Annotated in this window: 24 protein-coding genes and 1 tRNA gene; 12 read left to right on the top strand and 13 right to left on the bottom strand. The window is 69.6% G+C overall.

Annotated elements, in window-relative coordinates; genetic code table 11:
• Positions 1 to 74 precede the first annotated feature (74 nt).
• The 4 genes from ACWEVS_RS05925 to upp all read right to left on the bottom strand — a co-directional run bounded on the left by ACWEVS_RS05925 (position 75) and on the right by upp (position 1,859).
• Positions 75 to 605 (bottom strand): PH domain-containing protein, encoded by a 531-nt coding sequence (locus ACWEVS_RS05925; RefSeq protein WP_192778731.1) that lies wholly within the window; start codon positions 603 to 605, stop codon positions 75 to 77.
• Entirely contained in the window at positions 602 to 760 is a 159-nt protein-coding gene (locus tag ACWEVS_RS05920; protein WP_354919137.1) for a hypothetical protein, read from the bottom strand. The genes ACWEVS_RS05925 and ACWEVS_RS05920 overlap by 4 nt, the downstream gene beginning before the upstream one ends.
• A gap of 121 nt (positions 761 to 881) precedes the next feature.
• On the bottom strand, positions 882 to 1,100 hold the full coding sequence (locus tag ACWEVS_RS05915; RefSeq protein ID WP_354919134.1) for a hypothetical protein: 219 nt from the start codon (positions 1,098 to 1,100) through the stop codon (positions 882 to 884).
• A gap of 120 nt (positions 1,101 to 1,220) precedes the next feature.
• Positions 1,221 to 1,859, bottom strand: coding sequence for a uracil phosphoribosyltransferase (gene upp, locus ACWEVS_RS05910; protein WP_354919131.1), 639 nt, complete (start codon positions 1,857 to 1,859; stop codon positions 1,221 to 1,223).
• A gap of 153 nt (positions 1,860 to 2,012) precedes the next feature.
• Between upp and ACWEVS_RS05905 the strand changes: the two genes are divergently transcribed.
• The 5 genes from ACWEVS_RS05905 (at position 2,013) to ACWEVS_RS05885 (ending at position 5,538) form a co-directional block, all read left to right on the top strand.
• Positions 2,013 to 2,522: a tRNA adenosine deaminase-associated protein gene (locus ACWEVS_RS05905; protein ID WP_354919128.1), complete on the top strand. Its 510-nt coding sequence runs from the start codon at positions 2,013 to 2,015 to the stop codon at positions 2,520 to 2,522.
• A 17-nt stretch (positions 2,523 to 2,539) separates the two neighbouring features.
• Entirely contained in the window at positions 2,540 to 3,019 is a 480-nt protein-coding gene (locus tag ACWEVS_RS05900; RefSeq protein WP_452550161.1) for a tRNA adenosine deaminase-associated protein, read from the top strand.
• 17 nt (positions 3,020 to 3,036) lie between these two features.
• Positions 3,037 to 3,474, top strand: coding sequence for a tRNA adenosine(34) deaminase TadA (gene tadA / locus ACWEVS_RS05895; RefSeq protein ID WP_354919300.1), 438 nt, complete (start codon positions 3,037 to 3,039; stop codon positions 3,472 to 3,474).
• A gap of 10 nt (positions 3,475 to 3,484) precedes the next feature.
• Positions 3,485 to 3,574: transfer RNA gene (locus ACWEVS_RS05890), tRNA-Ser, on the top strand.
• Between the two features lie 1,088 nt (positions 3,575 to 4,662).
• A complete protein-coding gene (locus tag ACWEVS_RS05885) occupies positions 4,663 to 5,538 on the top strand; it encodes a phosphotransferase family protein (RefSeq protein WP_452550160.1) in 876 nt (291 codons plus the stop codon).
• A gap of 831 nt (positions 5,539 to 6,369) precedes the next feature.
• Here the strand turns inward: ACWEVS_RS05885 and ACWEVS_RS05880 are convergent.
• From ACWEVS_RS05880 to ypfJ (ACWEVS_RS05870), 3 genes are all read right to left on the bottom strand, one after another.
• Complete coding sequence (locus ACWEVS_RS05880; protein WP_354919110.1) at positions 6,370 to 6,666, bottom strand: type II toxin-antitoxin system VapB family antitoxin; 297 nt, start codon at positions 6,664 to 6,666, stop codon at positions 6,370 to 6,372.
• 66 nt (positions 6,667 to 6,732) lie between these two features.
• The gene (gene ypfJ, locus ACWEVS_RS05875) at positions 6,733 to 7,584 is read right to left on the bottom strand and encodes a KPN_02809 family neutral zinc metallopeptidase (protein ID WP_452550158.1); all 852 of its coding nucleotides are present in this window, start codon (positions 7,582 to 7,584) and stop codon (positions 6,733 to 6,735) included.
• Between the two features lie 140 nt (positions 7,585 to 7,724).
• Positions 7,725 to 8,675, bottom strand: a complete 951-nt coding sequence (gene ypfJ / locus ACWEVS_RS05870) for a KPN_02809 family neutral zinc metallopeptidase (RefSeq protein ID WP_449915940.1) — start codon at positions 8,673 to 8,675, stop codon at positions 7,725 to 7,727.
• 60 nt (positions 8,676 to 8,735) lie between these two features.
• On the opposite strand from ypfJ (ACWEVS_RS05870), the gene ACWEVS_RS05865 reads away from it, so the two are divergent.
• Positions 8,736 to 9,377: a LysE family translocator gene (locus ACWEVS_RS05865; RefSeq protein WP_449915938.1), complete on the top strand. Its 642-nt coding sequence runs from the start codon at positions 8,736 to 8,738 to the stop codon at positions 9,375 to 9,377.
• A gap of 42 nt (positions 9,378 to 9,419) precedes the next feature.
• Here the strand turns inward: ACWEVS_RS05865 and ACWEVS_RS05860 are convergent, their stop codons facing one another.
• The 4 genes from ACWEVS_RS05860 to ACWEVS_RS05845 form a co-directional block, all read right to left on the bottom strand.
• Positions 9,420 to 10,403: an aldo/keto reductase gene (locus ACWEVS_RS05860; RefSeq protein WP_452550155.1), complete on the bottom strand. Its 984-nt coding sequence runs from the start codon at positions 10,401 to 10,403 to the stop codon at positions 9,420 to 9,422.
• 154 nt (positions 10,404 to 10,557) lie between these two features.
• Positions 10,558 to 11,391 carry a carbohydrate ABC transporter permease gene (locus ACWEVS_RS05855; protein ID WP_449915935.1) on the bottom strand — a complete coding sequence of 278 codons (834 nt, stop codon included), beginning with the start codon at positions 11,389 to 11,391 and terminating at the stop codon, positions 10,558 to 10,560.
• A complete protein-coding gene (locus tag ACWEVS_RS05850; RefSeq protein WP_449915932.1) occupies positions 11,388 to 12,275 on the bottom strand; it encodes a carbohydrate ABC transporter permease in 888 nt (295 codons plus the stop codon). The genes ACWEVS_RS05855 and ACWEVS_RS05850 overlap by 4 nt, the downstream gene beginning before the upstream one ends.
• Positions 12,276 to 12,277: 2 nt before the next feature.
• Positions 12,278 to 13,591: an ABC transporter substrate-binding protein gene (locus tag ACWEVS_RS05845; RefSeq protein ID WP_452550153.1), complete on the bottom strand. Its 1,314-nt coding sequence runs from the start codon at positions 13,589 to 13,591 to the stop codon at positions 12,278 to 12,280.
• 225 nt (positions 13,592 to 13,816) lie between these two features.
• On the opposite strand from ACWEVS_RS05845, the gene ACWEVS_RS05840 reads away from it, so the two are divergent.
• From ACWEVS_RS05840 to ACWEVS_RS05830, 3 genes are read left to right on the top strand one after another with little or no spacing between them, the layout of a single operon-like run.
• Positions 13,817 to 14,818 (top strand): SIS domain-containing protein, encoded by a 1,002-nt coding sequence (locus ACWEVS_RS05840; protein ID WP_354919087.1) that lies wholly within the window; start codon positions 13,817 to 13,819, stop codon positions 14,816 to 14,818.
• A gap of 6 nt (positions 14,819 to 14,824) precedes the next feature.
• Positions 14,825 to 15,724 (top strand): PfkB family carbohydrate kinase, encoded by a 900-nt coding sequence (locus tag ACWEVS_RS05835; protein WP_452413141.1) that lies wholly within the window; start codon positions 14,825 to 14,827, stop codon positions 15,722 to 15,724.
• A gap of 12 nt (positions 15,725 to 15,736) precedes the next feature.
• Positions 15,737 to 16,834: a LacI family DNA-binding transcriptional regulator gene (locus ACWEVS_RS05830; RefSeq protein ID WP_449915925.1), complete on the top strand. Its 1,098-nt coding sequence runs from the start codon at positions 15,737 to 15,739 to the stop codon at positions 16,832 to 16,834.
• A 45-nt stretch (positions 16,835 to 16,879) separates the two neighbouring features.
• Here the strand turns inward: ACWEVS_RS05830 and ACWEVS_RS05825 are convergent, their stop codons facing one another.
• A complete protein-coding gene (locus ACWEVS_RS05825) occupies positions 16,880 to 17,428 on the bottom strand; it encodes a hypothetical protein (RefSeq protein ID WP_452550151.1) in 549 nt (182 codons plus the stop codon).
• A gap of 62 nt (positions 17,429 to 17,490) precedes the next feature.
• Here ACWEVS_RS05825 and ACWEVS_RS05820 point away from each other — a divergent pair, with 62 nt between their 5' ends.
• From ACWEVS_RS05820 to ACWEVS_RS05810, 3 genes are all read left to right on the top strand, one after another.
• Positions 17,491 to 18,363, top strand: a complete 873-nt coding sequence (locus tag ACWEVS_RS05820; protein ID WP_452550149.1) for an oxidoreductase — start codon at positions 17,491 to 17,493, stop codon at positions 18,361 to 18,363.
• 13 nt (positions 18,364 to 18,376) lie between these two features.
• Positions 18,377 to 18,898, top strand: coding sequence for a hypothetical protein (locus ACWEVS_RS05815; protein WP_452550147.1), 522 nt, complete (start codon positions 18,377 to 18,379; stop codon positions 18,896 to 18,898).
• Between the two features lie 355 nt (positions 18,899 to 19,253).
• Positions 19,254 to 20,585, top strand: a complete 1,332-nt coding sequence (locus tag ACWEVS_RS05810; RefSeq protein WP_452413138.1) for a diacylglycerol/lipid kinase family protein — start codon at positions 19,254 to 19,256, stop codon at positions 20,583 to 20,585.
• A 115-nt stretch (positions 20,586 to 20,700) separates the two neighbouring features.
• On the opposite strand, the gene ACWEVS_RS05805 is transcribed toward ACWEVS_RS05810, so the two are convergent.
• Positions 20,701 to 21,630: an MBL fold metallo-hydrolase gene (locus ACWEVS_RS05805; protein WP_452550145.1), complete on the bottom strand. Its 930-nt coding sequence runs from the start codon at positions 21,628 to 21,630 to the stop codon at positions 20,701 to 20,703.
• Positions 21,631 to 21,747: the final 117 nt, after the last annotated feature.

The following is a 21,747-nucleotide window of genomic DNA, read 5'->3' as shown; positions in this document are numbered from 1 at the left end:
GGTCAATGTGTCGCAATGATTGCATGAAGCGACCGAATCGGGTATCCCCACCCGAGAAATCTCTTCACAGAGGGTTAATCGTCCCCTTCGTCCTTGCTCGGGAAAAGCATCTGACAGACCTCGAGATAAAGGGTCTCCGGATACGGGATGTACTCGACCGTGGACAGGGCCTGGTCCTGACCTGCTGACTCGAGGATGAACTCACCGTAACCGAGCATGCGACCGAGCAAGGAGCGCTGGAAGCTCATGTCGGTGACCTTCTGTAGCGGCATCATCGCGACTTTGCGCGTGATGAGGCCCGTCGTGAGCAACATCCGTTTCGAGGTCACCACGAAGTAGTCGACCGACCACTCCGCGACTTTCCATACGAAACGGATGAGCAACAGCAGCCACAGCCACCACACGACCACCAAGGCGGTGCCGCCACCCTGGTCGCCGAAGAACTTGCTGAGCAGTCCAGCGATGATCAGGCCGCCGAAGACCTCGGCGACCGGACGAAGCAGCACGGCGGGGTGTCGCCGCACCATGATGACCTGGTGTTCGTGGGGGAGTAGGTAGCGGTTGACCGACGACGGAGCAGAGTCCCCGTGGGTCACAAGTCTCATGCGAGGCTGTTGAAGAATTGGGCCAGAGAGTCGGCCGCGTTGAACACCGTGTCGAACGCGCCACGCACCGCGTCCGCCGCATCGGTTGGTCGTGCGAAGAGGTAGTACGCAACGAATGCGATACCACCATAGGTGAGGACCTTCTTGACCTGCACTGTCGCCTCCACTACCACATTCCCACTACACCCGCCGTATACATTACCCAGCCAGGTGGCTGGGTAAAGCGCTCCAGACCACGACTGTCTTACGCGTCGCGGATACAGAACTCGATCTTGACTAGCCCCGGTCGCTCGCCACGAGCGCCAGGACGTGAAGGTGCTTGCGAGCGATCCGCTCGACCAGACCCGGGTGGGCATAGCCGGTGACCTCGAGTGCGCCGTAATGCGCGGCCTCGACGCAGCGGGTGACCGTGCTCGCGGAGTGTATCCCCGCGAACTCGTCGCGAAGGGCTGATTCGACCTCCGCGTAGGGACTCGTGGCTGGCAGCTCGCTCATGGTGCTCCCCGATGCGCGCCTCGGAGCAGGAGGCGCATATGAGATACCTTCGTTACTCTTCGTACCCACGTAGCAACAGTATGTAACGAAGGGTCGGGGCCATGTAGGGGAAAGAGCCGATCAGACCACGCCGTAGAGGCGGTCGCCGGCGTCGCCGAGGCCCGGCACGATGTAGCCCTGCTCGTTCAGCCGCTCGTCGAGCGCCGCGGTCACGACCCTGATCGGCCGGCCGGAGTCGGCGAAGACCTTGTCCATGTAGGCCAGCCCCTCGGGGGCGGCCAGCAGGCACAGCGCGGTGACGTCGACGGCACCACGGTCGAAGAGGAACTGGATCGCCGCCGCCAGAGTGCCGCCCGTGGCCAGCATCGGGTCGACGACGAAGCACTGGCGGCCCGACAGGTCGTCCGGCAGGCGGGTGGCGTACGTCTCCGCCTGCAGGGTCGACTCGTTGCGGATCATGCCGAGGAAACCGACCTCCGCGGTGGGCAGCAGCCTGGTCATGCCGTCGAGCATGCCGAGCCCGGCCCGCAGGATGGGCACGACCAGCGGGTACGGCTTGGCCAGCCGAATCCCGTGGGCGGGAGACACCGGCGTCTGGACGGTCACGTCCGTGACCCGGACGTCGCGCGTGGCCTCGTAGGCCAGGAGAGTCACCAACTCGTCCGCGAGCCGCCGGAAAGTGGGCGAATCGGTACGGACATCTCGCAGCGTGGTCAGCTTGTGCGCGACGAGGGGGTGATCGACGACGAGGGTCTCCATAACGGACAACGCTATCTTGTGTGGAAGGTACCGGCACGTCGCGTACTTGGATTTGATCACAATTTGGCCGGACGGCCCTACGCTCAGTGGACGCTTCTGGAACCATTGGAGCTCGTAGAGGCCGCGTTGGCAGGCCGGGTGGGGAGCACGACGATGACAGACGAAGATGCGCTCGACTTCGCCATCGTGATCTATCGCGAGGACGAGTGCTGGGACGCGGAGTTGCTCCCTGTCGCTCTCACCTCCGATCTCCACGGGCTCATCCACGCGTTGAAGCAGCAGCCGAGCGAGAGCGGCACGATCGGCCTGGTGGCCGTGGGCGACGAGTTCTTCGTGGCGCTGCGGGTGCTCGGCGACAGAGTCGACGTCTTCCTGTCCGACATCGCCGCCTCGTGGGACTACCCGCTGGCCCAGCAGGTGCTCGAATACCTCGACGTGCCCGTCCCCGACGAGGACGAGCTCGACGACATCCTCCAGGACGAGGACACCGTGCTGCCCGCCGGCGATCTGTCGATCTTCGTGGACCTCGGGTTGGACGAGATGGAGCTGGGCATCCTCTCCGGTGACATCGACCTTCACCCCGAGGACGTGCTGTCCAGCATCGCCGCGCGGCTCGGCTTCTCCGAGCCGTTCGAGCGAGCCATCGACTCGGTCTTCGGCTGAATCTCGGGAGCAGTGGCATGCCCTCCAACGCCATCTTCTCGGCCGCGTTCGTCAGGACACCCGACGGGTGGAGCGGGGCCGAAGTCGATCTGAGCGAGGCGGAGATCGTCGACGACCTCGGCGACGCCGTCCAGGAGAGTCTGGGGTTGAGCGGCGACGAGCTGGCGCTGCTGTGCGTCGAGGTGGAGGACGAGTGGTTCGCCATCGCCCGCTACCGGGGTGAGGAGGAGCCGCGGGTCTTCCTCTCCGACGCCCAGGCCGGCCTGTCCGACGCGCTCGGCGAGCTGTTCGCCGAGTTCGCCGGCGTCGCGCCCGACAAGGACAGCGCCGACCTCGGCGTACGGCCGGCGGGCGACTTCGAGCTGCTGAGCGACTTCGGGGTGAGCAAGGAAGAGCTGCTCGAGCTGAGCATGGAGGAGGGCGTGCTGCCCGCCGACATCCTGTCGGTCATCGCCGAGCGGCTGGCCTTCGCCGACGAGCTCGACAGGCTGCGGTGACCCCATGGGACACGGCCATGCGGCTGGCGCTCGACGAGGCGTCGGCGGCCGCGGCCAGAGGTGAGGTGCCCGTCGGGGCGGTGGTCCTCGACGCGTCGGGCGCGGTGCTGGCGCGGGCCGGCAACGACCGCGAGGCGGGCGCCGACCCGACCGCGCACGCCGAGGTGCTGGCCCTGCGGGCCGCCGCCGCGTCCCTCGGCACCTGGCGGCTGGCCGGGTGCACGCTCGTGGTCACGCTGGAGCCCTGCACGATGTGCGCGGGCGCGGCGGTGCTGGCCAGGGTCGACAGGATCGTGTACGGCGCGGTCGACGCCAAGGCCGGGGCCGTCGGGTCGCTGTGGGACGTGGTGCGCGATCGCCGGCTCAACCACCGGCCCGAGGTCATCATGGGTGTGCTGGAGGACGAGTGCTCCGCGACACTCAAGGAGTTCTTCGGCACTCGCAGGATCCGGTAAGCTCATGCGCGGTGGTGTCGCCTAGTGGCCGAGGGCGCACGCCTCGAAAGCGTGTGATGGGGCAACTCATCCGTGGGTTCAAATCCCACCACCACCGCCACGACAAAGAGCCTCTGACCTGGTAACACAGTTCAGAGGCTCTTCGCATCTCAAGATCATTCGGTCACCGTTGGGGAACGGGCGACGCGCACGGCCCTGGCGACGGCGTACTTGAAGCGATCACAGCCGCCCTCAGCATCGACCAGTCCACCCTCCTGGCCGACCGGGCACAGGCCGGCTCGCGCATCCAGCAGGCGCTCCTTGGCCTGTCCGCCGCGATCGCCACCTACGACATGCCCCACGACGGGCCCGTCCGACCGCTGCCCGAACTCCGGGCCAAGGTCAGCGACGCCGTCACCTGGCGGCTGGCGGTCCAGTACGTCCGCATCGCGCGTGAGCTACCGGAACTGCTGACCGAGCTGTTCCGCGCCCGCACCGCACCCCGCACCCGCACCCCGCGCACGTCCGCTGGTACCACTCCTACACGCTGTATGCGCTATGGGAGGTCGCCCACCTGCGCCGCCTGCCGATGCCGTGGCGGGTGTACGCCACGGTGATGTCGGTCCTCGCACCGGTAGCGATGCTGTGGGCGTTCCTCGTCCGGCCAGGGGCTCGTATGGGAGGGCCTCGCCTACGGCGCACGGGGAGCTGGCTCGGCCTGTCGTACGCGGTCGGCATCCGCGACGTGCTGCGCCACCCGTCCGCGCCTGTGGGTGAACGGCTGGCGATCTGGCTGCTCGGCACGCCGCTGCTCATGCTCCTGCAACTGCTCGTGCTCCGCCCGCGATGTGGCAGGCGCCACCCCAGGCGCGCTGCGGCCACTGGGGCGCTCCATCAGAGGCGTGATCGTCGATTCGGCATGCTCGCCGCATGGTGCGCCTGCTCGGGCCGGATGTCCGTGAGGTCGAGCACATCCTGCTCGACGGGCGCCCGTGTCTCCCTTTGGGTTGGCCATACGAGATATTCGATCGCGTACTGCTGGAGCGTCCGCGCCGTAGCCCAGCACGCCCGCCCACTGCAGACATCGGCGCTACCGTCGAAGCCATCCGCGCGGCCGGTCTCGAGGGCGACGCCGAACCGCGGATCCCCGTCAGCGAGTGCAGCCAGTGCTACGCCGGCTGGGTCGACACCCGAAGACGGAGGTCTGACATGGATAGGCCCCAGTGGGAGCAACTGCCCGCGACGGTGCGCACCGAAGTCCAGGACGTCGTCGGTCTCGTGCTGAAGTCGGAGGCGGCGCATCAGGGCCTCATGCCGGGGATCGCCGCGACCCTGTACACGGAGGACGGCGGCAAGGCGTTTCTCAAGGCCGTCCCGCTCGGCAGCCCGGCCGCCCACCTGTACGAGCGGGAGCGCTGGGCCGGGACGATCCTGCCCGCCGGCGCGCCGGCCCCGCGGATGACGTGGAGCGGCGACGACAACGGCTGGATCGCGATGCTGTTCGAGCACCTCGCCGGCCGCCGCGCCGACCTGTCCCCCGGCTCGGCCGACGTGCCCGCGGTCCTCGCAGCCCTCGGCAAGCTCGCCACCCTCAAGGCACCCGAGCAGGGGGCGCCCCTCGTCGCCGACAACGTCGAGTTCCTCCTGGCCAAAGGCAGGCACCTGATGGCCAAGCCCTCTCACGAGGTGCCCGACCAGGCGATGTACACCGCCGCCATCGAGGGGTTCGACGTCGCTGCCCTGGCCGGTGGCGCGCTCCTGCACTACGACCTGCACGCCGGCAACCTCATGGTCACCGCCGAGGGCGCGCGGGTCATCGACTGGGGGTTCGCTGCCGGCGGCGCCGCTTGGGTGGACGCGGTCATGCTCGCGCCGCGCCTGGTCGAGGCCGGGCACACGCCCGCCCAGGCCGAGGAGCTCCTGGCGCCTGCGTGGGCGTCGGCGCCAGAGCGTGCGGTGACCGGGCTCGCCGCCTTGTGGACGCTGTTCCGTCTCTACAAGGCCATGTACGTCGAGGAGGGTCGCGAGTTCCGTAGCCGCGCCGTCTCCGCTGGCTGTGCCTGGGTGGAGTACCGCACCCGATAGCCAGCACATGGCAAAACCAACGCCTCGCCCCGATGGGCGGGGCGTTCTCTGTCTCAGGCGCGGGCCGCGGTCCGCTGTTGCTTCTCGGCGTCCGAGGTGGGTGGCACGGTGCCCCGTCACGGCAGCCCGCGAGGGACCTCAAACAGCCGCAGCCGCTCCGCTCGCGCCTCGATCGAGTCGGCCGTCGCCTGCTCATCCCACTCGCCCGGACACCAGCATCGCCGCGGCGTGCCCGGCGTCACGGCCAGTGTGGTCCAAGCTTCCCGCGATTCGGGGGAACGGCTCGGCCGAGACCGTTCGAGTTCGTCCGGAACCATGTGGCCTCATCCCGGGCTCCGCCGGCTACGATCCGCGTCGCCGAAGGCCAAGAAGGCGTGCGGTTCTGGTTCGAATCCCACCACCACCGCTTCTGGGAAGGGTCGCCGACGGGCGGCCCTTTTCGGTTGCCACGAGTAGTAGTAGTGCGTGGTCGATTTCCGCCGCACGAGCATGCGGAAGGCCCACCAGGGCAGCCACACGAACAGCCCCCACAGGCCGCACGTGGCCACCGTCAGCGCGAAGTTCGCCAGGTGGGTTGCCGGGCTCAGGCCGCGCCGCTTGGTGACCGACCTGACGTGCCGCGGATGGACGGGCACGACCATGCGGACGTACGGCGGTGGCGTGCCGGGCTGAGGCGGTGGGTGACCCATGGCGAACCCCCATGACCAGGGAAACCGTCACCTGGAACGTTGCCGCTCGCGGGCCATGGGAATCGTCACGGTCGTGGCGGATCGTGGAAAGGGCCGTCGATCGTCAGCGATCAACGGCCCTTCGCGTCGTCCTCGTCGTGGGTCACGAGGGCAGTTCCAGGACCCGGGCGTGGAGGATCGAGCGCTGGTGGAGCGCGGCCCGCAGGGCGCGGTGCAGGCCGTCCTCCAGGTAGAGCTCGCCCTGCCACTGCACCACGTGGGGGAACAGGTCGCCGTAGAACGTCGAGTCGGCGGCCAGCAGCGAGTGCAGGTCGAGCATCGCCTTGGTGGTGACCAGCGAGTCGAGTCGGACCTGCCGCGGCGGGATCTGCGCCCATTCGCGATTGCTCAGACCGTGTTCTGGATATGGGCGACCGTCGCCGACCAACTTAAAGATCACCCCATCGATTTTAGAAGAGATTCCACCTTTTCGCCTTCTTCGCAGGTCGGACGCCCTTTGGAACGGTCAGACGCCCCTCTGGAAGGTGTCGCACTGCTCCGGGGAGCCCGTCTCGTATCCGGTGGTGAACCACCTGACGCGCTGCTGCGCCGTGCCGTGCGTGAACGCCTCGGGGTCGACCCTGCCCTGGGTGCGCTCCTGGATCCGGTCGTCGCCGACCGCCGCCGCCGCGTCGAGCGCCTGCTGGATGTCGGAGCGGGTGAACGGCTTCTCGTAGAACCCGGTGTCCACGGCGTGCTTGGCCCAGACGCCGGCGTAGCAGTCGGCCTGCAGTTCGAGCTTCACCGATCCGCTGTCGGGGCCCTGCCGGTCCTGGCCGACGCGGTCCATCTGGCCGGTCAGGTTCTGCACGTGGTGACCGTACTCGTGGGCGATCACGTAGGCCTGCGCGAAAGGCCCGCCTTCGGCGCCGAACCTGGACTGCAGGACGTCGAAGAAGCTCAGGTCGAGGTAGACCTGCTCGTCGCGCGGGCAGTAGAACGGCCCGACGGAGGAGTCGGCCGCTCCGCAGCCGGTGTTCGTCGCCTGGGAGAACAGGACCGTCTTGGCGGGCCGGTAGCCGCCGAGTCCGCTCCAGTACTCCTGGATGCTGTTGACGACGCCGACGACGCGGCACTTGTCCGACTGGTCGGCGTCCGAGCCTTTCCTGCACTGCGCGGACAGGTTGGCGGTGGGCGGTAACCCTTCAGGTTCGCGGCCCATGATGTCCCCGGGGTTCACCCCGAAGACGAGGGCCGCGATCAGCGCGATGATGCCGGTGATGCCGCCCACGGCGAGCCCGCCGCCGGGGAAACGGCCGCCGCCGGTGCGCTCCTCGACCTGTGAGGCGTCGAGGTCGGCCTGGTCTCGGAAATCCATGCCCTCGCATCTGCCCGGGGCCGGGGTGATCAGTCCGACACCCGGGCCGACCGGCCCCGATCAGATGCCGCCGGGCTCAGATGCCACCGGGGTCAGATGCCACCGGGATCAGATGCCACCGGGGTCAGATGCCGCCGGGCTCAGATGCCGCCGGTGAAGGTGTCGCAGCGGCCGGGGTCGCCGCTCTCGTAGCCGGTGCTGAACCACTTCTCGCGCTGCGCGGAGGTGCCGTGGGTGAAGGCGTCGGGCACGACCATGCCCGTGGTCCGGCGCTGGATGCTGTCGTCGCCGACGGCCGAGGCGGCGCTGAGGGCCTCGTCGATGTCGGCCTGCGTGAACGGCTGGGTGTAGAAGCCGGTGCGCACCGCGTTGTGGGCCCACACGCCCGCGTAGCAGTCGGCCTGCAGTTCGAGGCGGACGGCGCCGCTGGTGGCGCCCCGCCGGCCGTGGCCGACCCTGTCCATGGTGCCGACCAGGTTCTGGATGTGGTGACCGTACTCGTGGGCGATCACGTACGCCTGGGCGAAGGGGCCGCCCTTCGCGCCGAAGTCGCGCTGGAGGGTGTCGAAGAACGTCAGGTCGAGGTACACCTTCTGGTCGGCGGGGCAGTAGAACGGGCCGACCGAGGCGTCGGCCGGGCCGCAGGCGGTGTTGACGGCCCGGGAGAACAGCACGGTCTTGGCCGGGGTGTAGGTGCGGTCGCGCTCGGCGAACGCCTGCCGCCAGTAGGCCTGGATGCTGTTGACGGTGCCGACGATGCGGCAGTCCTCCGACTGGTCGGCGTCCGCGCCGGTACGGCAGCGGGCGGCCAGGTTGCCGCTCGGCGACCCCTGTGGCGCGGGCAGCGACTGCTGGGGTTGGCGGGCGGGCTCGTCGATGGAGATGTTCGTCGGCACGATCTGGAACAGGAACAGCGCGGCGATGCCGACCAGTAGGAGCAGGCAGCCGGCGCCCTTGCCGCCGACCGGGACGGCGCAGCCGCCGGGCAGCATGCCGCCGCTCGGTCCCCGGCCCGGCCCTGGTCCGGGCCCGGCGGCTCTGACGTCCTCGACCTGGGAGGGGTCAAGCTCGGCATCGTCCTCGAACTGCATGTCGATGCCCTTCCCGGGTCATTGGTCAAATACGCTCCGTAATTGTGCAAAATGGGGCACATGATGGGTGGACTTATCGGGATTGCATTGGTGTCGCTCGGCATGGTCCTCACCCCGGGACCGAACATGATCTATCTGATCTCTCGCTCGATCACCCAAGGCAGGCGGGCGGGCCTCATCTCGTTGATGGGCGTGATGCTCGGCTTCACGCTCTACCTGACCGCCACGTGCCTCGGCCTCACCGCGATCTTCGCGCTGGTGCCCGCGGCGTACACGGCGCTGAAGCTGGCCGGCGCGGCCTACCTCGGATGGCTGGCGTGGAAGGCGCTCAAGCCCGGCGGCGGCTCGGTGTTCGAGCCGAGGGAACTCGAGCCCGTCTCGCCGCGCAGGCTCTTCTCCATGGGGCTGGTCACCTGCCTGCTCAACCCGAAGATCGCGATTCTCTACCTGTCGCTGCTGCCGCAGTTCGTCGACCCCCAGGCCGGGCACATCCTGCTCCAGAGCCTCGCGCTGGGCTCGGTCCAGGTCGCCATCGGCACCATCGTCAACGGCCTGATCGCGATCTCCGCCGGCACGCTGGCCGCGTTCCTGGCCAGTCGCCCGCTGTGGGTGCGCGTCCAGCGCTACTTCATGGGCACCGTCCTCGGCGGCATGGCCATCCACCTGGCCATGGACCGCTCGCGCGCGGTGGTCGCCGCCTGACGGCGGGCGCCGGTGACCTCCTGACGCCCCCGTGACGGGAGGTCACCAGCGGTGGTGCACCTGGGCGCGGATCTTCCGGTCATACAGGTCCCGTACGGCCCGCAGCGTCGCCTCGGGCAGCGCCGGCAGCGCGGCGGCCTCCGCGTTGGCCCGCGCCTGCTCGGGCGCCCGGGCGCCGGGGATGACCGCCGTCACGCCCGGCTGCTGGATGACCCAGCGCAGCGCCGCCTGCGCGGGCGAGACCCCCTCGGGAGCCAGCGCCGCGAACTCCACCGCCGCCTCCACCCCGGAGGCGAAGTCGACGCCGGAGAACGTCTCGCCCTGGTCGAAGCGCTCGCCGTGCCGGTTGTAGGACCGGTGGTCGTCCGCGGGGAAGACCGTGTCCTTGGTGTACCTGCCCGACAGCAGCCCCGAGGCCAGCGGGACCCTGGCGATGATCCCCACTCCCTTGTCCGCCGCCGCGGGCAGCACGCGCTCCAGCGGCTTCATCCTGAAGGCGTTGAAGATGATCTGCACGCTGGCGGTGCCGGGCCGCTCGATCGCGGTCAGCGCCTCGTCGCAGGTCTCCACGCTCACCCCGTAGGCGTCGATCGCGCCCTCCTCGACTAGCGTGTCGAGAGCGTCGAAGACGGCCTGCGAGGAGTAGACGGAGGTCGGCGGGCAGTGCAGCTGCACCAGGTCCAGCCGGTCGACGCCCAGGTTCGCGCGGGACCGGTCCGTCCAGGCGCGGAAGTTGTCGAGCGTGTAGAGGGCGGGGTCCAGCGCGACCCTCCGGCCCATCTTGGTCGCCACCATGACGTCCGCGTCGGGACGCTCGCGCAGGTAGGCGCCGATCAGCTGCTCGCTGCGGCCGTCGCCGTACACGTCGGCGGTGTCGAAGAAGGTCACGCCCGCCTCGACGGCCGCGTCGAGAACGGCCAGCGCGTCCTTCTCGGCCACCTCGCCCCAGTCGGCGCCGAGCTGCCACGTGCCCAGGCCGACGACCGAGACGCGCCGGCCTGTCCTGCCGAATGTCCGCTGTTCCATGCGCCCAGCATCAAGCGCATCTCGCTGACCTGTCCAATCGCCCGCCTGGGCAGCCCCCTCGCCGGCGGGCGGCGCTCCCCATCCGGTCAGGCGAGGGCCTGCCGTACCGCGGACAGGCAGCGTTCCACCACACAGCTCGGCGGCCCGCGGCCGCTCACTTTCCGATGCCGTCGGCGAGGCCTTTGACGATGTAGCGCTGGCCGAGGAAGAACAGCAGCACCACGGGAAGCGCCGCGATCACCATCCCCGCGAACACCACCGGGTAGTCGGTGCCGTGCTTGCTCATCAGGCTGGTCAGCCCGACCGGCAGGGTCTGCACGCCGCTGCCGCTGGTGAAGACCATCGCGAAGAGGTACTCGTTCCACGCGAACAGGACGTGCAGCATGACCGTCGAGGTGATGATCGGCTTGCTCATGGGGAGGATGACGCGCCAGAAGGCGGTCCAGCGGCCCGCGCCGTCCATCTCCGCGGCCTCGTCCACCTCGCGCGGGAGGTCGATCATGTAGGCGCGGATGAGGAAGGTCGTGAACGGCACGCGGAAGGCGGTGTACAGGATGAGCAGCGCCCAGAAGCTGTTGTAGAGCCCCATCGCCTGGAACATCTTCACCAGCGGCACCAGCGCCACGGTGGGAGCCAGCATGAGCCCGCCGAGGATGACCGCGGTGACCGCCTTGGGGAACGGGATGCTGACGCGGGTCAGCCCGTAGGCGGCCCACGCGCTGACGAAGACGGTGGCGATCGTCGAGGTGACGGTGACCAGCACGCTGGTGGTCAGGTAGTCGTCGACCCCCCTGTTCCACGCCTTCCGGTAGTTGGCGAAGCTCCAGTCGACGGGCAGCGCGAACGGGTCGCCGAACAGCTCGGCGTTCGACTTGAACCCGTTGAGGACCATCCACAGCAGGGGATAGACCACGACGACCGCGAGGGCGAGCAGGAAGGCCCACATGAACACCCGCGCGACCAGGCCGAGAAAGCTCAGTCGCCTCACCAGTCCACCCTTCTCTTGCGCGTGAACCACAGCTGCGCCATGGCGATGCCGAGCGTGATGACGAAGATCAGCGTGGCGATGGCGGCGGCGTAGCCGAAGTTGTTGCGCACGAAGCCGCTGCGGTAGAGCCACGTGCCCATGACCTGGGTCGAGTTGTTCGGGCCGCCGCTGGTCATGACCATGACCTCGTTGAACACCTGGAACGCCCCGGAGATGGTCACCATCGTCATGAGCCCGGTCATCTCGCGCACCAGGGGCACGGTCACGTGCGTGAAGCGGCGGACCGGTCCGGTGCCGTCGATGGCCGCGGCGCCGTACAGCTCGGCCGGGATGCGCTGGATGGCGACGGCGAACAGCAGCGTGGAGTAGCCGAAGCCCTGCCACTGGCTCATCGCGATGACCGCCGGCATCGCCGTGCTCTCCTGGCCGAGCCACGAGTGGTCGAACTGGCCCAGGCCCACCGCCTCCAGCGCGTGGTTGAGCGGGCCCAGGCTCGGCTCGTAGATGAAGTAGAACAGCAGGCCCGCGACGGTCAGCGAGATCGCCGAGGGGATGAAGTAGATCGCCCGCAGGCCGCGCCGCCACCTCTCGCTGCGGATGCTCTCGATGAGCGCGGCCAGCACGAGCGCGCCGAAGACCTGGAACACGATCGAGATCACCGCGTACAGCAGGTTGTTGCCGAACGACGACCAGAAGACGGGGTCGTCGAGCAGTCTGCGGTAGTTGTCCAGGCCGACGTACTCCTGGCCGCCGCTGTAGATGTCCCACTTGAGGGTGCTGAACCCGATGTTCTGCGCGAGCGGCAGGTAGACGAACACCCCGACCAGCACAAGGGCAGGGGCGACCCACGCGAGCCCGGCCGCCCGGCGAGTGACGGCGCGCACGGCTACCGGGCCGTCCGGGAGGCCTGGCGCACGCTCTCGAGCACCTGCTCGGGGGTCTGGCCGCCGCTGATGAGGGCCTCGCCGCCGGCCAGCCAGGCGTCGGCGACCTCGGGGACGGTGACCATGTCGAGCCAGCTGGCCAGCCGCGGCGCGGCGTTGACCAGCTCGATGCCCTCGAACACCGCCTTGCTGGACGTCTCGGGCGTGACGGCGCCGACGACGGTGCTGGGCTGGCCGTACGGGGGAGAGGAGAGGACCTTGGCGTTCTCGACCTCGGTCACGAACTTCATGAAGTCGACGGCGAGCGCGGCGCGCGGCGACCTGGCGTTGATCAGGTAGCCCTCCGGCGCGCCCTCGATGACCTTGGGGTCGCCCGCGGCGCCCGAGGGAACCGGCAGCGGGAAGATGCCGAAGTCCTCGGGGGTGAGTCCCCGGCCGGCGGTCGTGCTGTCGAACTCCAGGATCTCCTGGTAGTACATGGCGGCCTTGCCGTTGGCGAACGCCTCCTGCGCCGAGGTGTACAGGACGCCGTTGGTGCCGCTGCCGGTGTCGGTGCAGTCGGTGACGAGGGTCTTGAACTGCTTGAGCGCGGCGAGGTAGCCGGGGTGGTCGAGCTTGGCCGTGGCGGGGCGGACGTCTGCCTCGCGGGTCTCGCCTGGCACGTCGTAGGCGAACAGCTGCTGCAGGTAGTGCAGTGCGGGCCAGCCGTCCTTGTTGCCGAACGCGATCGGCTCGTAGCCCGCCTTGCGCAGCGCCCGGCAGCTGCCGACGAGCTCCTCGAACGTGGTGGGCACCTTGACGCCCGCCTTGGCGAAGGCGGCCTTGTTGTAGCCCATGAACTTGCCGTTGTTGTAGAGCGGGATGCCGTAGTACTTGCCGTCGAAGGCGAAGGCGGACAGTGAGGACTCGCCGAAGGTGCGACCCCACTCGGTGCCGGGGCCGATCACCTTCGTCAGGTCGGCCGCCCTGCCGCCGCGGACGAAGTTCTCCGCCCAGTTGCCCGTCCAGGTGAAGTAGACGTCGGGCAGCGCGTCGGAGGCGGTCAGGGTCTTGGTCTTGTCCTTGATGCTCTGGTCGGTCTCCTGGATGAGCTCGACCTTCACGCCAGGGTGCCGCTTCTGGTAGGCGGCGGCGAGCTTCTCGAAGTACGGGCTCAGCGGATCGCCCGCGAACTTGGTGAGGACGCTGAGCGTGCCGGAGAAATCCGGTTTCGCCGCGACGTCGGCGGCCGGAGCCGGCGCCGTACCGCCTGAGCAGCCGGTGAGGGCGAGCGACCCGGCCAGTACGGCCAGCGTCGTCAATGGGCGAGGACGCATGGGCTTCCTTTCTCTCGGAGTGCCTCGGCACCTCGGATCCGCGTGGTGAGGGCCGACTGTACAGCCGATCTGATACCGGTACCAGAGGGAAGTTGAAAAGATCTTCCTTCTCGGCTCGCCACCTCTGACCTGCTGAACAGTTGACGGAGAAGGTTGCGCTGTGCCAGCGTGATCCCCGCGTGATACCGGTATCAGGTTCGACGTCACTCCCGAAAGGACCCGAACATGCTCGGCTTCAACGAGCCCGAATTCCTCTCCCAGCTGGCGAGCGCGGTGGCCCTGCGCCCGCGGATCGAGGAGGTCGCCGACCGCCTCGTGGAGGAGGGGTTCGACAACCTCCTCCTGGTCGGCGCCGGCGGCACCTACGCCCAGATGTGGCCGTACGAGCACCTGGCCAGGCGTTCGTCCCGCCTCGCCGTACGGGCGGTGATCGCGGCCGAGCTGATCGCCTCGGGCGACGCGGGTCTTGGCGAGCGCACCGCGGCGATCTTCACCTCGGTGACGGGCACGACCGACGACAGCGTCCGCGCCATCGAGTACTGCAAGGCCAAGGGCGCCTACACGATCGGTTTCACCGGCTACCCCGACTCGCCCGTCGCCACCAAGGTCGACGTCGCGCTCGTCTCCGAGCCGAAGGCCTGGCCGTTCGACCCCCAGATGCTGCTGTTCATGGGACGCCTGCTGTCGCGCAGGGGCGAGTTCGACGGCTACGACAAGCTCGCCGCCGAGCTCGCGGGCATCCCCGGCGTCCTGCTCGAGGTGGCGAAGCAGGCCGAACCCGTGGCCGCGGCCTTCGCCGAGGCCCACCAGGACACCGACTACCACTTCCTCGTCGGCGGCGGAAACCTCTGGGGCTTCACCTACCTCTACTCGATGTGCATCCTCGAGGAGATGCAGTGGCTGCGCACCACACGGGTGCACAGCGCCGAGTTCTTCCACGGTTCGCTCGAACTGCTCGAGGAGGACACCAGCGTGATCGTCTTCCAGGGTGAGGACGAGACGCGCGCCCTCACCGACCGCGTCGAGTCCTTCGCCAGGCGCATCTCCAAGGACGTCACCGTCTTCGACACCCGCGACTACCCGCTCGACGGCATCAGCCCCGAGTTCCGCGGCCTGCTCGCGCCCCTCGTGCTCGACACCGTGATGGGCAGGGTGAGCAAGCACCTGGAGCGGGTCCGGGACCACTCACTCGACCTGCGCCGCTACTACCGCGTCATGGACTACTGAGCCTTCATGAGAGTCCTCGGCTTCGGCGACAACATCGTCGACCGGTTCGTCGACCGCGGCATCGACTATCCGGGCGGCAACAGCGTGAACGTCGCCGTCTACGCCGGCCGCCTCGGCGTCGAAGCCGCCTACCTGGGGGTCTTCGGCGACGACGACCTCGGCGGCTTCCTCCGCGAGTCGATCGCCGCGCAGGGCGTCGCCGTCGACCACTGCGTCGTACGGCAGGGCGAGACCGGGGTCTCCACCCTGCGCGTCGACGACGGCGACCGGGTCTTCCTCGGCTGGAACGGCGGCGGCGTCACGGTCCGGGAGCCGCTCGTGCTCGACGGCGAACTGCTCGACCACGCCTCGTCCTTCGACCTGGTGCACTCCAGCGTCTACTCCCGCAGCGAGAGCGAGCTGCCCAAGCTCGACACGCTCGTGAGCTTCGACCTGTCGAGCGAGGAGGACTACCGCGCCCCCGCCTACCTCGACCGCGTCTGCCCGCACGCCGACCTGGTGCTGCTCTCGTGCTCCCACCTCGACGAGGGCGCCACCCGCGCGCTGCTCGCCGACGCCGTACGGCGGGGCGCGGGCCTGGCGCTGGCCACCCGCGGCGTGGCGGGCGCGATCGCCCACGACGGCCGCGTGACCGTCGCGGCCCCGGCCCGCCCCGTCGCGCAGGACGCCGTCGTCGACACCATGGGCTGCGGCGACGCCTTCCTGGCCGGCTTCGCCGTCTCCCTGCTGCGCGCCGGGTGGTCGGCCGGCCGGCGACCGTCGGAGCGCATGATCGAGCGGGCCCTGCACGACGGCGCTGACAGCGCCTACCGGCAGTGCTTCGTCGAAGGCGCGTTCGGCCACGGGCGGCCCGTCGAACGGCGGGCCCTGGCTAGCATGTGGCCAGGCTCCGAACGCGAGAAATGAGGGACGTCATCCATGCCAGCTGACCGGGGCCGCGCGGCGGGACCGCCGACGATCTCCGAGGTGGCCGCCGAGGCCGGCGTCGGCCGGGCCACCGCGGCCCGGACACTCGGCGGGTACGGATACGTCAGCCCCGAACTGCGGGAACGGGTGCTCGCCGCCGCCGAGAAGCTCGGCTACCGGGCCAACGCGCTGGCGCGCAGCATGTCGACCGGCGTCAGCCACACCCTCGGCGTGATCGTCGCCGACATCGGCAACCCGTTCTTCGCCGGCGTGGTGCGCGGCATCTGCGACACCTCCCGCGCCAGAGGCTTCGACACGATCGTGCTGAGCACGTACGAGGACCTCGACGAGGAGGTCGCGGCGACGAACGTGCTCATCGACAAGCGCGTCGACGGCTTCATCGTCGCCTCGGCGGCGATCGGCAAGGGCGAGGTCGCCCACATCAAGGCGGCGGTCGAGAGGGGCATCCCCGTCGTGCTCGTGGACCGCGCGGTCGCCGCCCTCGACCTCGACGCCGTCGTCATCGACAACCGCGACGCGGCCAGGGAGGCGGTCGAGACGCTGATCGCGGCGGGTCACCGCAGGATCGGGTTCGTGTGGGGGCCGCCCGCGCCCGAAGCGCCCGCGACCAGGCGCGGGCTGCTGGCCGAGGCGTCGCGCAACCTGTGGACGGACGGCGAGCGGCTGCGCGGCTACCTCGACGCGCTCGACGACGCCCGCATCCCCTTCGACCCCGAACTGGTGATGGTCGGGCCCAAGACCGAGGAGCGGGCGACCGAGGAGGTCACCCGCATGCTCGCCCTGCCCGACCGCATCACCGCCGTCTTCTGCACCGAGACCGACGCGGTGACCGGAGCGCTGCGGGCGCTGCGGACGGCGGGGCTGGCCTGCCCGCGCGACGTGGCGCTGATCGGGTTCGACGACAGCTCGTGGGCGGCGGTGATGGAGCCGCCGCTGACGATGATCGAACAGCCGGTGCACGAGCTGGGGGCCAAGGCGGCCCAGGTGCTGCTGGACACGATCGGCGGCGCGGATCCGCGCGGCGAGATGCACACCCTGAGGTCGCGACTGGTCGTGCGCTCCTCGGTCACCCCGCCGATGGCGCCCTGAGAACGGGCCGGGCGCTCCTCGGTCGGCCCGCCGGCGGCCGGCCGTTCACGCGTCTTCCGGCAGCTCCCGGGTAACGCCAGGCGATCCGGTCACGGACGGCCACGACCGCTGCGGCAGCGGCCGTGGCCGCGTTACCTCCGCGGACGCCGTGGCGATGAACGCCTCGACGGCGGATCGCACGTCATCGCCCCGTCCGGTCAGGGTTCGCCTGTCCCGGGCCTCATGCATGTCGGCAGCGAGAGCCATGGCGTCCTCCGCCAGACGCGAGATCTCGGGGTCCTCGGCCAGCAGCCGGACGCGGTAGAGAGCATGCCAGGCGGACGCGCGGAGCCGGTAGGAGGTCGCCTTGGCCTCGTCGTAGGCCGGCGTCGGCTCGCCTTCGAAGGCGCGCAGGGCGCGGTCGTACTGCGCTGTCCTGAACTGCAGAACGGCACCGGCGAAACCGCTGTAGACGGTCATGCGTTCCTCGCGCAGTCGGGCGGAGATCGCGAACTGTTCGGCCCGCTGGGTGGCTCTCTGCTGGAAGAGGTAGGTGACGAGGGAACCCAACAGCGTTCCCCCGATGGCGATGAGCCCCGCTATGACGGCTTCCATGGGGACAGTTGATCACAGCGCCTTTGTCGGCGCCTCCCGCACGACGTCTAGGGTGGGTGAACGTGACGACGGAACGATGGGCACTCGGCGGCGACCTGAGCGTCGCGAGGATCGGCTACGGCGCGATGAAGCTGACCGGTTGGCCGAAAGGCGACCGGCCCACCCGGGAGACGGCCCTGGCCATCCTGCGCCGGGCGGTCGAACTCGGGGTGAACCACATCGACACCTCGCACTACTACGCGCGCGACGGCGTGGCGGCCAACGAGCTGATCAGGGAGGCGCTGCACCCCTACCCGGACGACCTGGTGATCGTGACCAAGGTCGGGGCACTGGTCGAGGGCTCCGACCTGGCCCTGCCCGCGGCGGAGAAGACCGGTCTCACCCCTGACAACCTGCGCCGCGGCATCGAGGCGAACCTGCGCTCGCTCGGCGTCGACCGCCTGGACGTGGTGAACCTGCGGCTGGGCGACCTCGACCGTGCCGTGACACCGCTGGCCGGCCCCCTGGAAACGCTGTGCGCGCTGCGCGACGAGGGCCTGATCCGCCACCTCGGCGTCTCCAACGTCACCGCCGCCGAGCTCGCCGAAGCCCGCACGATCACGCCGATCGCCTGCGTCCAGAACCTCTACAACCTGGCCAGGCGTGACGACGACCCGCTCGTCGACGCCTGCGCGGAAGCGGGCATCGCCTACGTCCCGTTCTTCCCGGTCGGCGGTTTCCAGCCGATCACGACCGAGCGCCTGGACGCTGTCGCCGCCCGCCACCGCGCGACCGTGCCGCAGGTGGCGCTGGCCTGGCTGCTGGCCCGGTCACCGAACATCCTCCCGATCCCCGGCACCGGCTCCCTGGAGCACCTGGAGGAGAACGTCGCCGCGGGCACCCTCGAGCTCAGCCCGGAAGACATCTCCACTCTGGAGAATCCGGCCGGGCAGTGAGACGATCTTCCGCGTGCTCCCCCTCCGCCGGGTCGCGGCCGGTTTCCTGATCGCTTTCGTCACCCTGAGCCTGTTCGGGTTCGACATCCTCGTCGACCCGGTCGGCTGGCTCCTGGTCGTCCTCGGGCTGTCGAGCATGAAGGCCGCGAACGACACGGTGTTCGGCCCGGCCCACGCGAGCGCCGTGGTGGCGATGGTGCTGTCGCTGGCGATGTTCGTCGGGCTCGGCCGGTTCCTCTTCATCGGCCTCCTGCACAGCATCGCCGTCATCCTCACGATCTGGTTCATCGCCGACGGGATCGTCAAACGCGCCCGCGCCCAGAACGACCCGCCGACGGCCTCGACGTTCGACACGCTGCGATGGGTGGTCACGGTCGTCCTGTCCGCCGAGCTTCTTTCCGGCTACGTGATCCCCGGGACGCCCTGGGTGGCGCTCGCCGCCCTCGTCGCCGCCATCTGGTTCGTGGTGCAGCTCTACCGCTACGCGGACCAGCCGTACCTCACACCCGGCCCCCGAGGGCCCGTCGCGTCCTGAGCGCGGTGCCCGTCAGGCGACGAGCCGGGGGACCCGTGCGTGTCGCGTCCTGAGCGCGTGCCGGTCAGGCGGCGAACCGGGGGACCCGTGCGTGTCGCGTCCTGAGCGCGTGCCCGTCAGGCGGCGAACCGGGGGACCCGTACGAGTCGCGTCCTGCGGCCGGGGCCGGACGGGTGGACGGCCGGCGGACTGTTCGGGCACGCCGTCGCGTCCGGCTCCTGGCCGGGATCGTGCCGTGGCGCCGCCCCGGACTTCCGCGAAGCGGCGGGCCGTACCGCGGGAGTCACCTCAGCCGGGTGACGCCCGGTTGGCGTGATGGCGGTGCCATGGGGGGATACAGGTCTCAGGAGCACCCGTGAACACCGCCACAAGCCGCACCAGCCGGACGCGGACCTGGATCGCCCGCCTCTCTCTTGTCACGGCGGCGGCCGCCGCGGTGATTCCGATGGCCTCCGCGGGGCTCCGCAGCATCACGCTCCTCGGCCTCGGAGTGGCGGGGCTGGCCCTTACCGTCGCCGCGCTGTGGTGGGCGCTCACCCATCGCGGCGTGGCACGCGCGTGCGCGGCCGTGTTGGTCATCGCCGTCCCCGTCGCCGTGCTCGTCAGGTATGCGATCGTCGGGATGCTCTGGCCGGTGGTCATGTCGGGCGTGCTGATGATGCTGGCCGTGCTCATCGGCCGGGTCGCCCTCGGCATGGGCTCCGAGCCTGCCTCTTCACGGGAGTTCCCGGCGCTCCCGCTCAGGCGTCCGTTCCTGATCATGAACCCACGCTCGGGCGGTGGAAAGGTGAGCGCGTTCGACCTGGTGGCCAAGGCGCGAGCACGTGGAGCGCAGGTCGCGGTTCTCGATCCGGCTCATCACCAGGACGTGACCGAGCTGGCGCGCAAGGCCGTGGCCGAAGGCGCGGACCTCCTGGGCGTCGCGGGTGGCGACGGAACGCAGGCCCTGGTGGCCGCTGTGGCGGCCGAGCACGGCGTCCCTTTCATGGTCATTTCCGCGGGCACCCGCAATCACTTCGCCATGGACCTCGGGCTGGATCGGAACGACCCCTCCACGTGCCTGGCAGCGCTCGACGAAGGCGTGGAGATCCGCGTCGACCTGGGACGCATCAACGATCGGGTCTTCGTCAACAACGCGTCCTTCGGCGCCTACGCGGCCATCGTGCAAAGCCCCGCCTATCGCGATGACAAGACGCACACCACCTTGGAGATGCTGCCCGAACTCCTTACTGGTCAGCGCGGCCCCCGCCTCACCGTACGGACCGACACCGTGACCGTCGAGGACCCGCAGGCCGTACTGGTGAGCAACAACCCCTACCACGTAGGAGACCCCGCCGGCCTCGGCCGTCGTGCCCGCCTGGACTCGGGGGTCCTCGGCGTCCTCAGCGTCAAGGTGGACAACGCCGTGCAGGCCGCCGGCCTGATCCGCAGGGGCCGGTCGGGCGGGCTGACCTCGCTCACCGCCCGCGAGGCCGTCATCGATGCCGACGTGCCGGAGATCCCCGTGGGGGTCGACGGGGAGGCGCTCATGGTCGCGACCCCGGTGCACTGCCGTATCCAGCCCGGCGTCCTGCGCGTGCGCGTACCAGCCAGCAGCCGACGCGGAACGGCCCGCGCCCGGCCACGCCTGGACTGGCGCCGGCTGTGGCACCTGGCCGTCTCCCCAAGACAGCACCAGTCCCCATGACACGCGCGCATCACGCCGGCGAGGACTCGCCTGAGGGTGAGGAATGTGTGGTGAAGGGTGCCGAGGGCGCTCAGGTCGAGATGTCGGTCTGGTTCCCGCCGGACGCGGGAGGCGACTACTCCGTGAGCGTGTCCACCTGGCCCCGCGGCCGTTGATGAGGTCCGCCGACGTGTTCGGCGCACAGGCAGCCGACGCCCTTCTCGATCCACTCCTGCCCGTCCCATTCCGGGTGGCGCGCGATCATCAGGGCTGTGACTTCCTCTTTGATCGTCTCCTCGCTCATGGCCGAGTCGCGGCGTACCCAGGTTTCGTCGCGCAGCAGCTGAAGATAGTCGCGGACATCGGCCAGCAGCTCCGCGCCGCCGATGTCGCCGTGGCCCGGGACCACGACCCGCGGGCTCTGCTCGGCCAGCCGCTGCATCACCGCGATCCACCGGATGCCGGACACGTCGGTGTCGTGTGGCGGGAACCACGGGAAGATCGCGAACTGCCCTGCCTCCACGAGGTCGCCGGTGAACATCACCCCGGCGTCGGGCACCGTGATCACCTGGTCGCCCTTGCTGTGCGCCCGTCCGGTGGCCCGCAGCCGTACCATCCGGCCACCCAGGTCGAGGTCGTAGGAGTCGTCATAGACGATGTCCGGCGTGGCGAGTTCGACGCCCTCCAGCTGCCGGGCGACCGGTTCGCCGAGTCCCTTGAACATGTCGAGGTAACCGGGGCCCTTCGTGGCCAGGTCTTCGGCTTGCGCGCGGTTGATCAGGAACGTCGCCTCCCCGGCGAACGTCTGGGCGCCGAAGGCGTGCTCGGGGTGGAAGTGTGTCGTGGTCAGGTACAGCTTGCGGCCGCGCGCGTACTCGGTGGCGAACTCGAGGACGGTTTCCGCGTTGCCTGGACCCATCCCGGTCTCGACGACCAGGACGGAATGAGTGCCACCGATGACCCCGATGTTGGGCACCAGCTGCACACGCCGGTTCGGGATCACCAGCAGATCGCGCGCGAGCTCCTGAACTCCGGTGATCTGCACAACGGGCTGGTATTCGGCCATGGCGGCGACTCCTCGGAAAGCCATGATCGCCAGGTGGTCGTCCGGGCGATCGGTCCGGCCCAGTCCATCGCCGGATCGCCCGAGGCGTCCAACACCGATCTCCCACACCCGATACCG

Source organism: Nonomuraea sp. NPDC003754, assembly GCF_053605785.1.
This window is presented reverse-complemented; position numbering and strand designations above follow the sequence as displayed.

Bases quoted from the DNA above. Each gene is read 5' to 3' on its own strand.
- ACWEVS_RS05825 (WP_452550151.1), bottom strand. From the start codon at position 17,428: ATGGAAGCCGTCATAGCGGGGCTCATCGCCATCGGGGGAACGCTGTTG.
- ypfJ (WP_449915940.1), bottom strand. From the start codon at position 8,675: ATGCAGTTCGAGGACGATGCCGAGCTTGACCCCTCCCAGGTCGAGGAC.
- ACWEVS_RS05915 (WP_354919134.1), bottom strand. From the start codon at position 1,100: ATGAGCGAGCTGCCAGCCACGAGTCCCTACGCGGAGGTCGAATCAGCC.
- tadA (WP_354919300.1), top strand. From the start codon at position 3,037: ATGCGGCTGGCGCTCGACGAGGCGTCGGCGGCCGCGGCCAGAGGTGAG.
- ACWEVS_RS05840 (WP_354919087.1), top strand. From the start codon at position 13,817: ATGCTCGGCTTCAACGAGCCCGAATTCCTCTCCCAGCTGGCGAGCGCG.
- ACWEVS_RS05830 (WP_449915925.1), top strand. From the start codon at position 15,737: ATGCCAGCTGACCGGGGCCGCGCGGCGGGACCGCCGACGATCTCCGAG.
- ACWEVS_RS05900 (WP_452550161.1), top strand. From the start codon at position 2,540: ATGCCCTCCAACGCCATCTTCTCGGCCGCGTTCGTCAGGACACCCGAC.
- ypfJ (WP_452550158.1), bottom strand. From the start codon at position 7,584: ATGGATTTCCGAGACCAGGCCGACCTCGACGCCTCACAGGTCGAGGAG.
- ACWEVS_RS05905 (WP_354919128.1), top strand. From the start codon at position 2,013: ATGACAGACGAAGATGCGCTCGACTTCGCCATCGTGATCTATCGCGAG.
- ACWEVS_RS05805 (WP_452550145.1), bottom strand. From the start codon at position 21,630: ATGGCCGAATACCAGCCCGTTGTGCAGATCACCGGAGTTCAGGAGCTC.
- ACWEVS_RS05865 (WP_449915938.1), top strand. From the start codon at position 8,736: ATGATGGGTGGACTTATCGGGATTGCATTGGTGTCGCTCGGCATGGTC.
- upp (WP_354919131.1), bottom strand. From the start codon at position 1,859: ATGGAGACCCTCGTCGTCGATCACCCCCTCGTCGCGCACAAGCTGACC.
- ACWEVS_RS05925 (WP_192778731.1), bottom strand. From the start codon at position 605: ATGAGACTTGTGACCCACGGGGACTCTGCTCCGTCGTCGGTCAACCGC.
- ACWEVS_RS05860 (WP_452550155.1), bottom strand. From the start codon at position 10,403: ATGGAACAGCGGACATTCGGCAGGACAGGCCGGCGCGTCTCGGTCGTC.
- ACWEVS_RS05845 (WP_452550153.1), bottom strand. From the start codon at position 13,591: ATGCGTCCTCGCCCATTGACGACGCTGGCCGTACTGGCCGGGTCGCTC.
- ACWEVS_RS05885 (WP_452550160.1), top strand. From the start codon at position 4,663: ATGGATAGGCCCCAGTGGGAGCAACTGCCCGCGACGGTGCGCACCGAA.
- ACWEVS_RS05835 (WP_452413141.1), top strand. From the start codon at position 14,825: ATGAGAGTCCTCGGCTTCGGCGACAACATCGTCGACCGGTTCGTCGAC.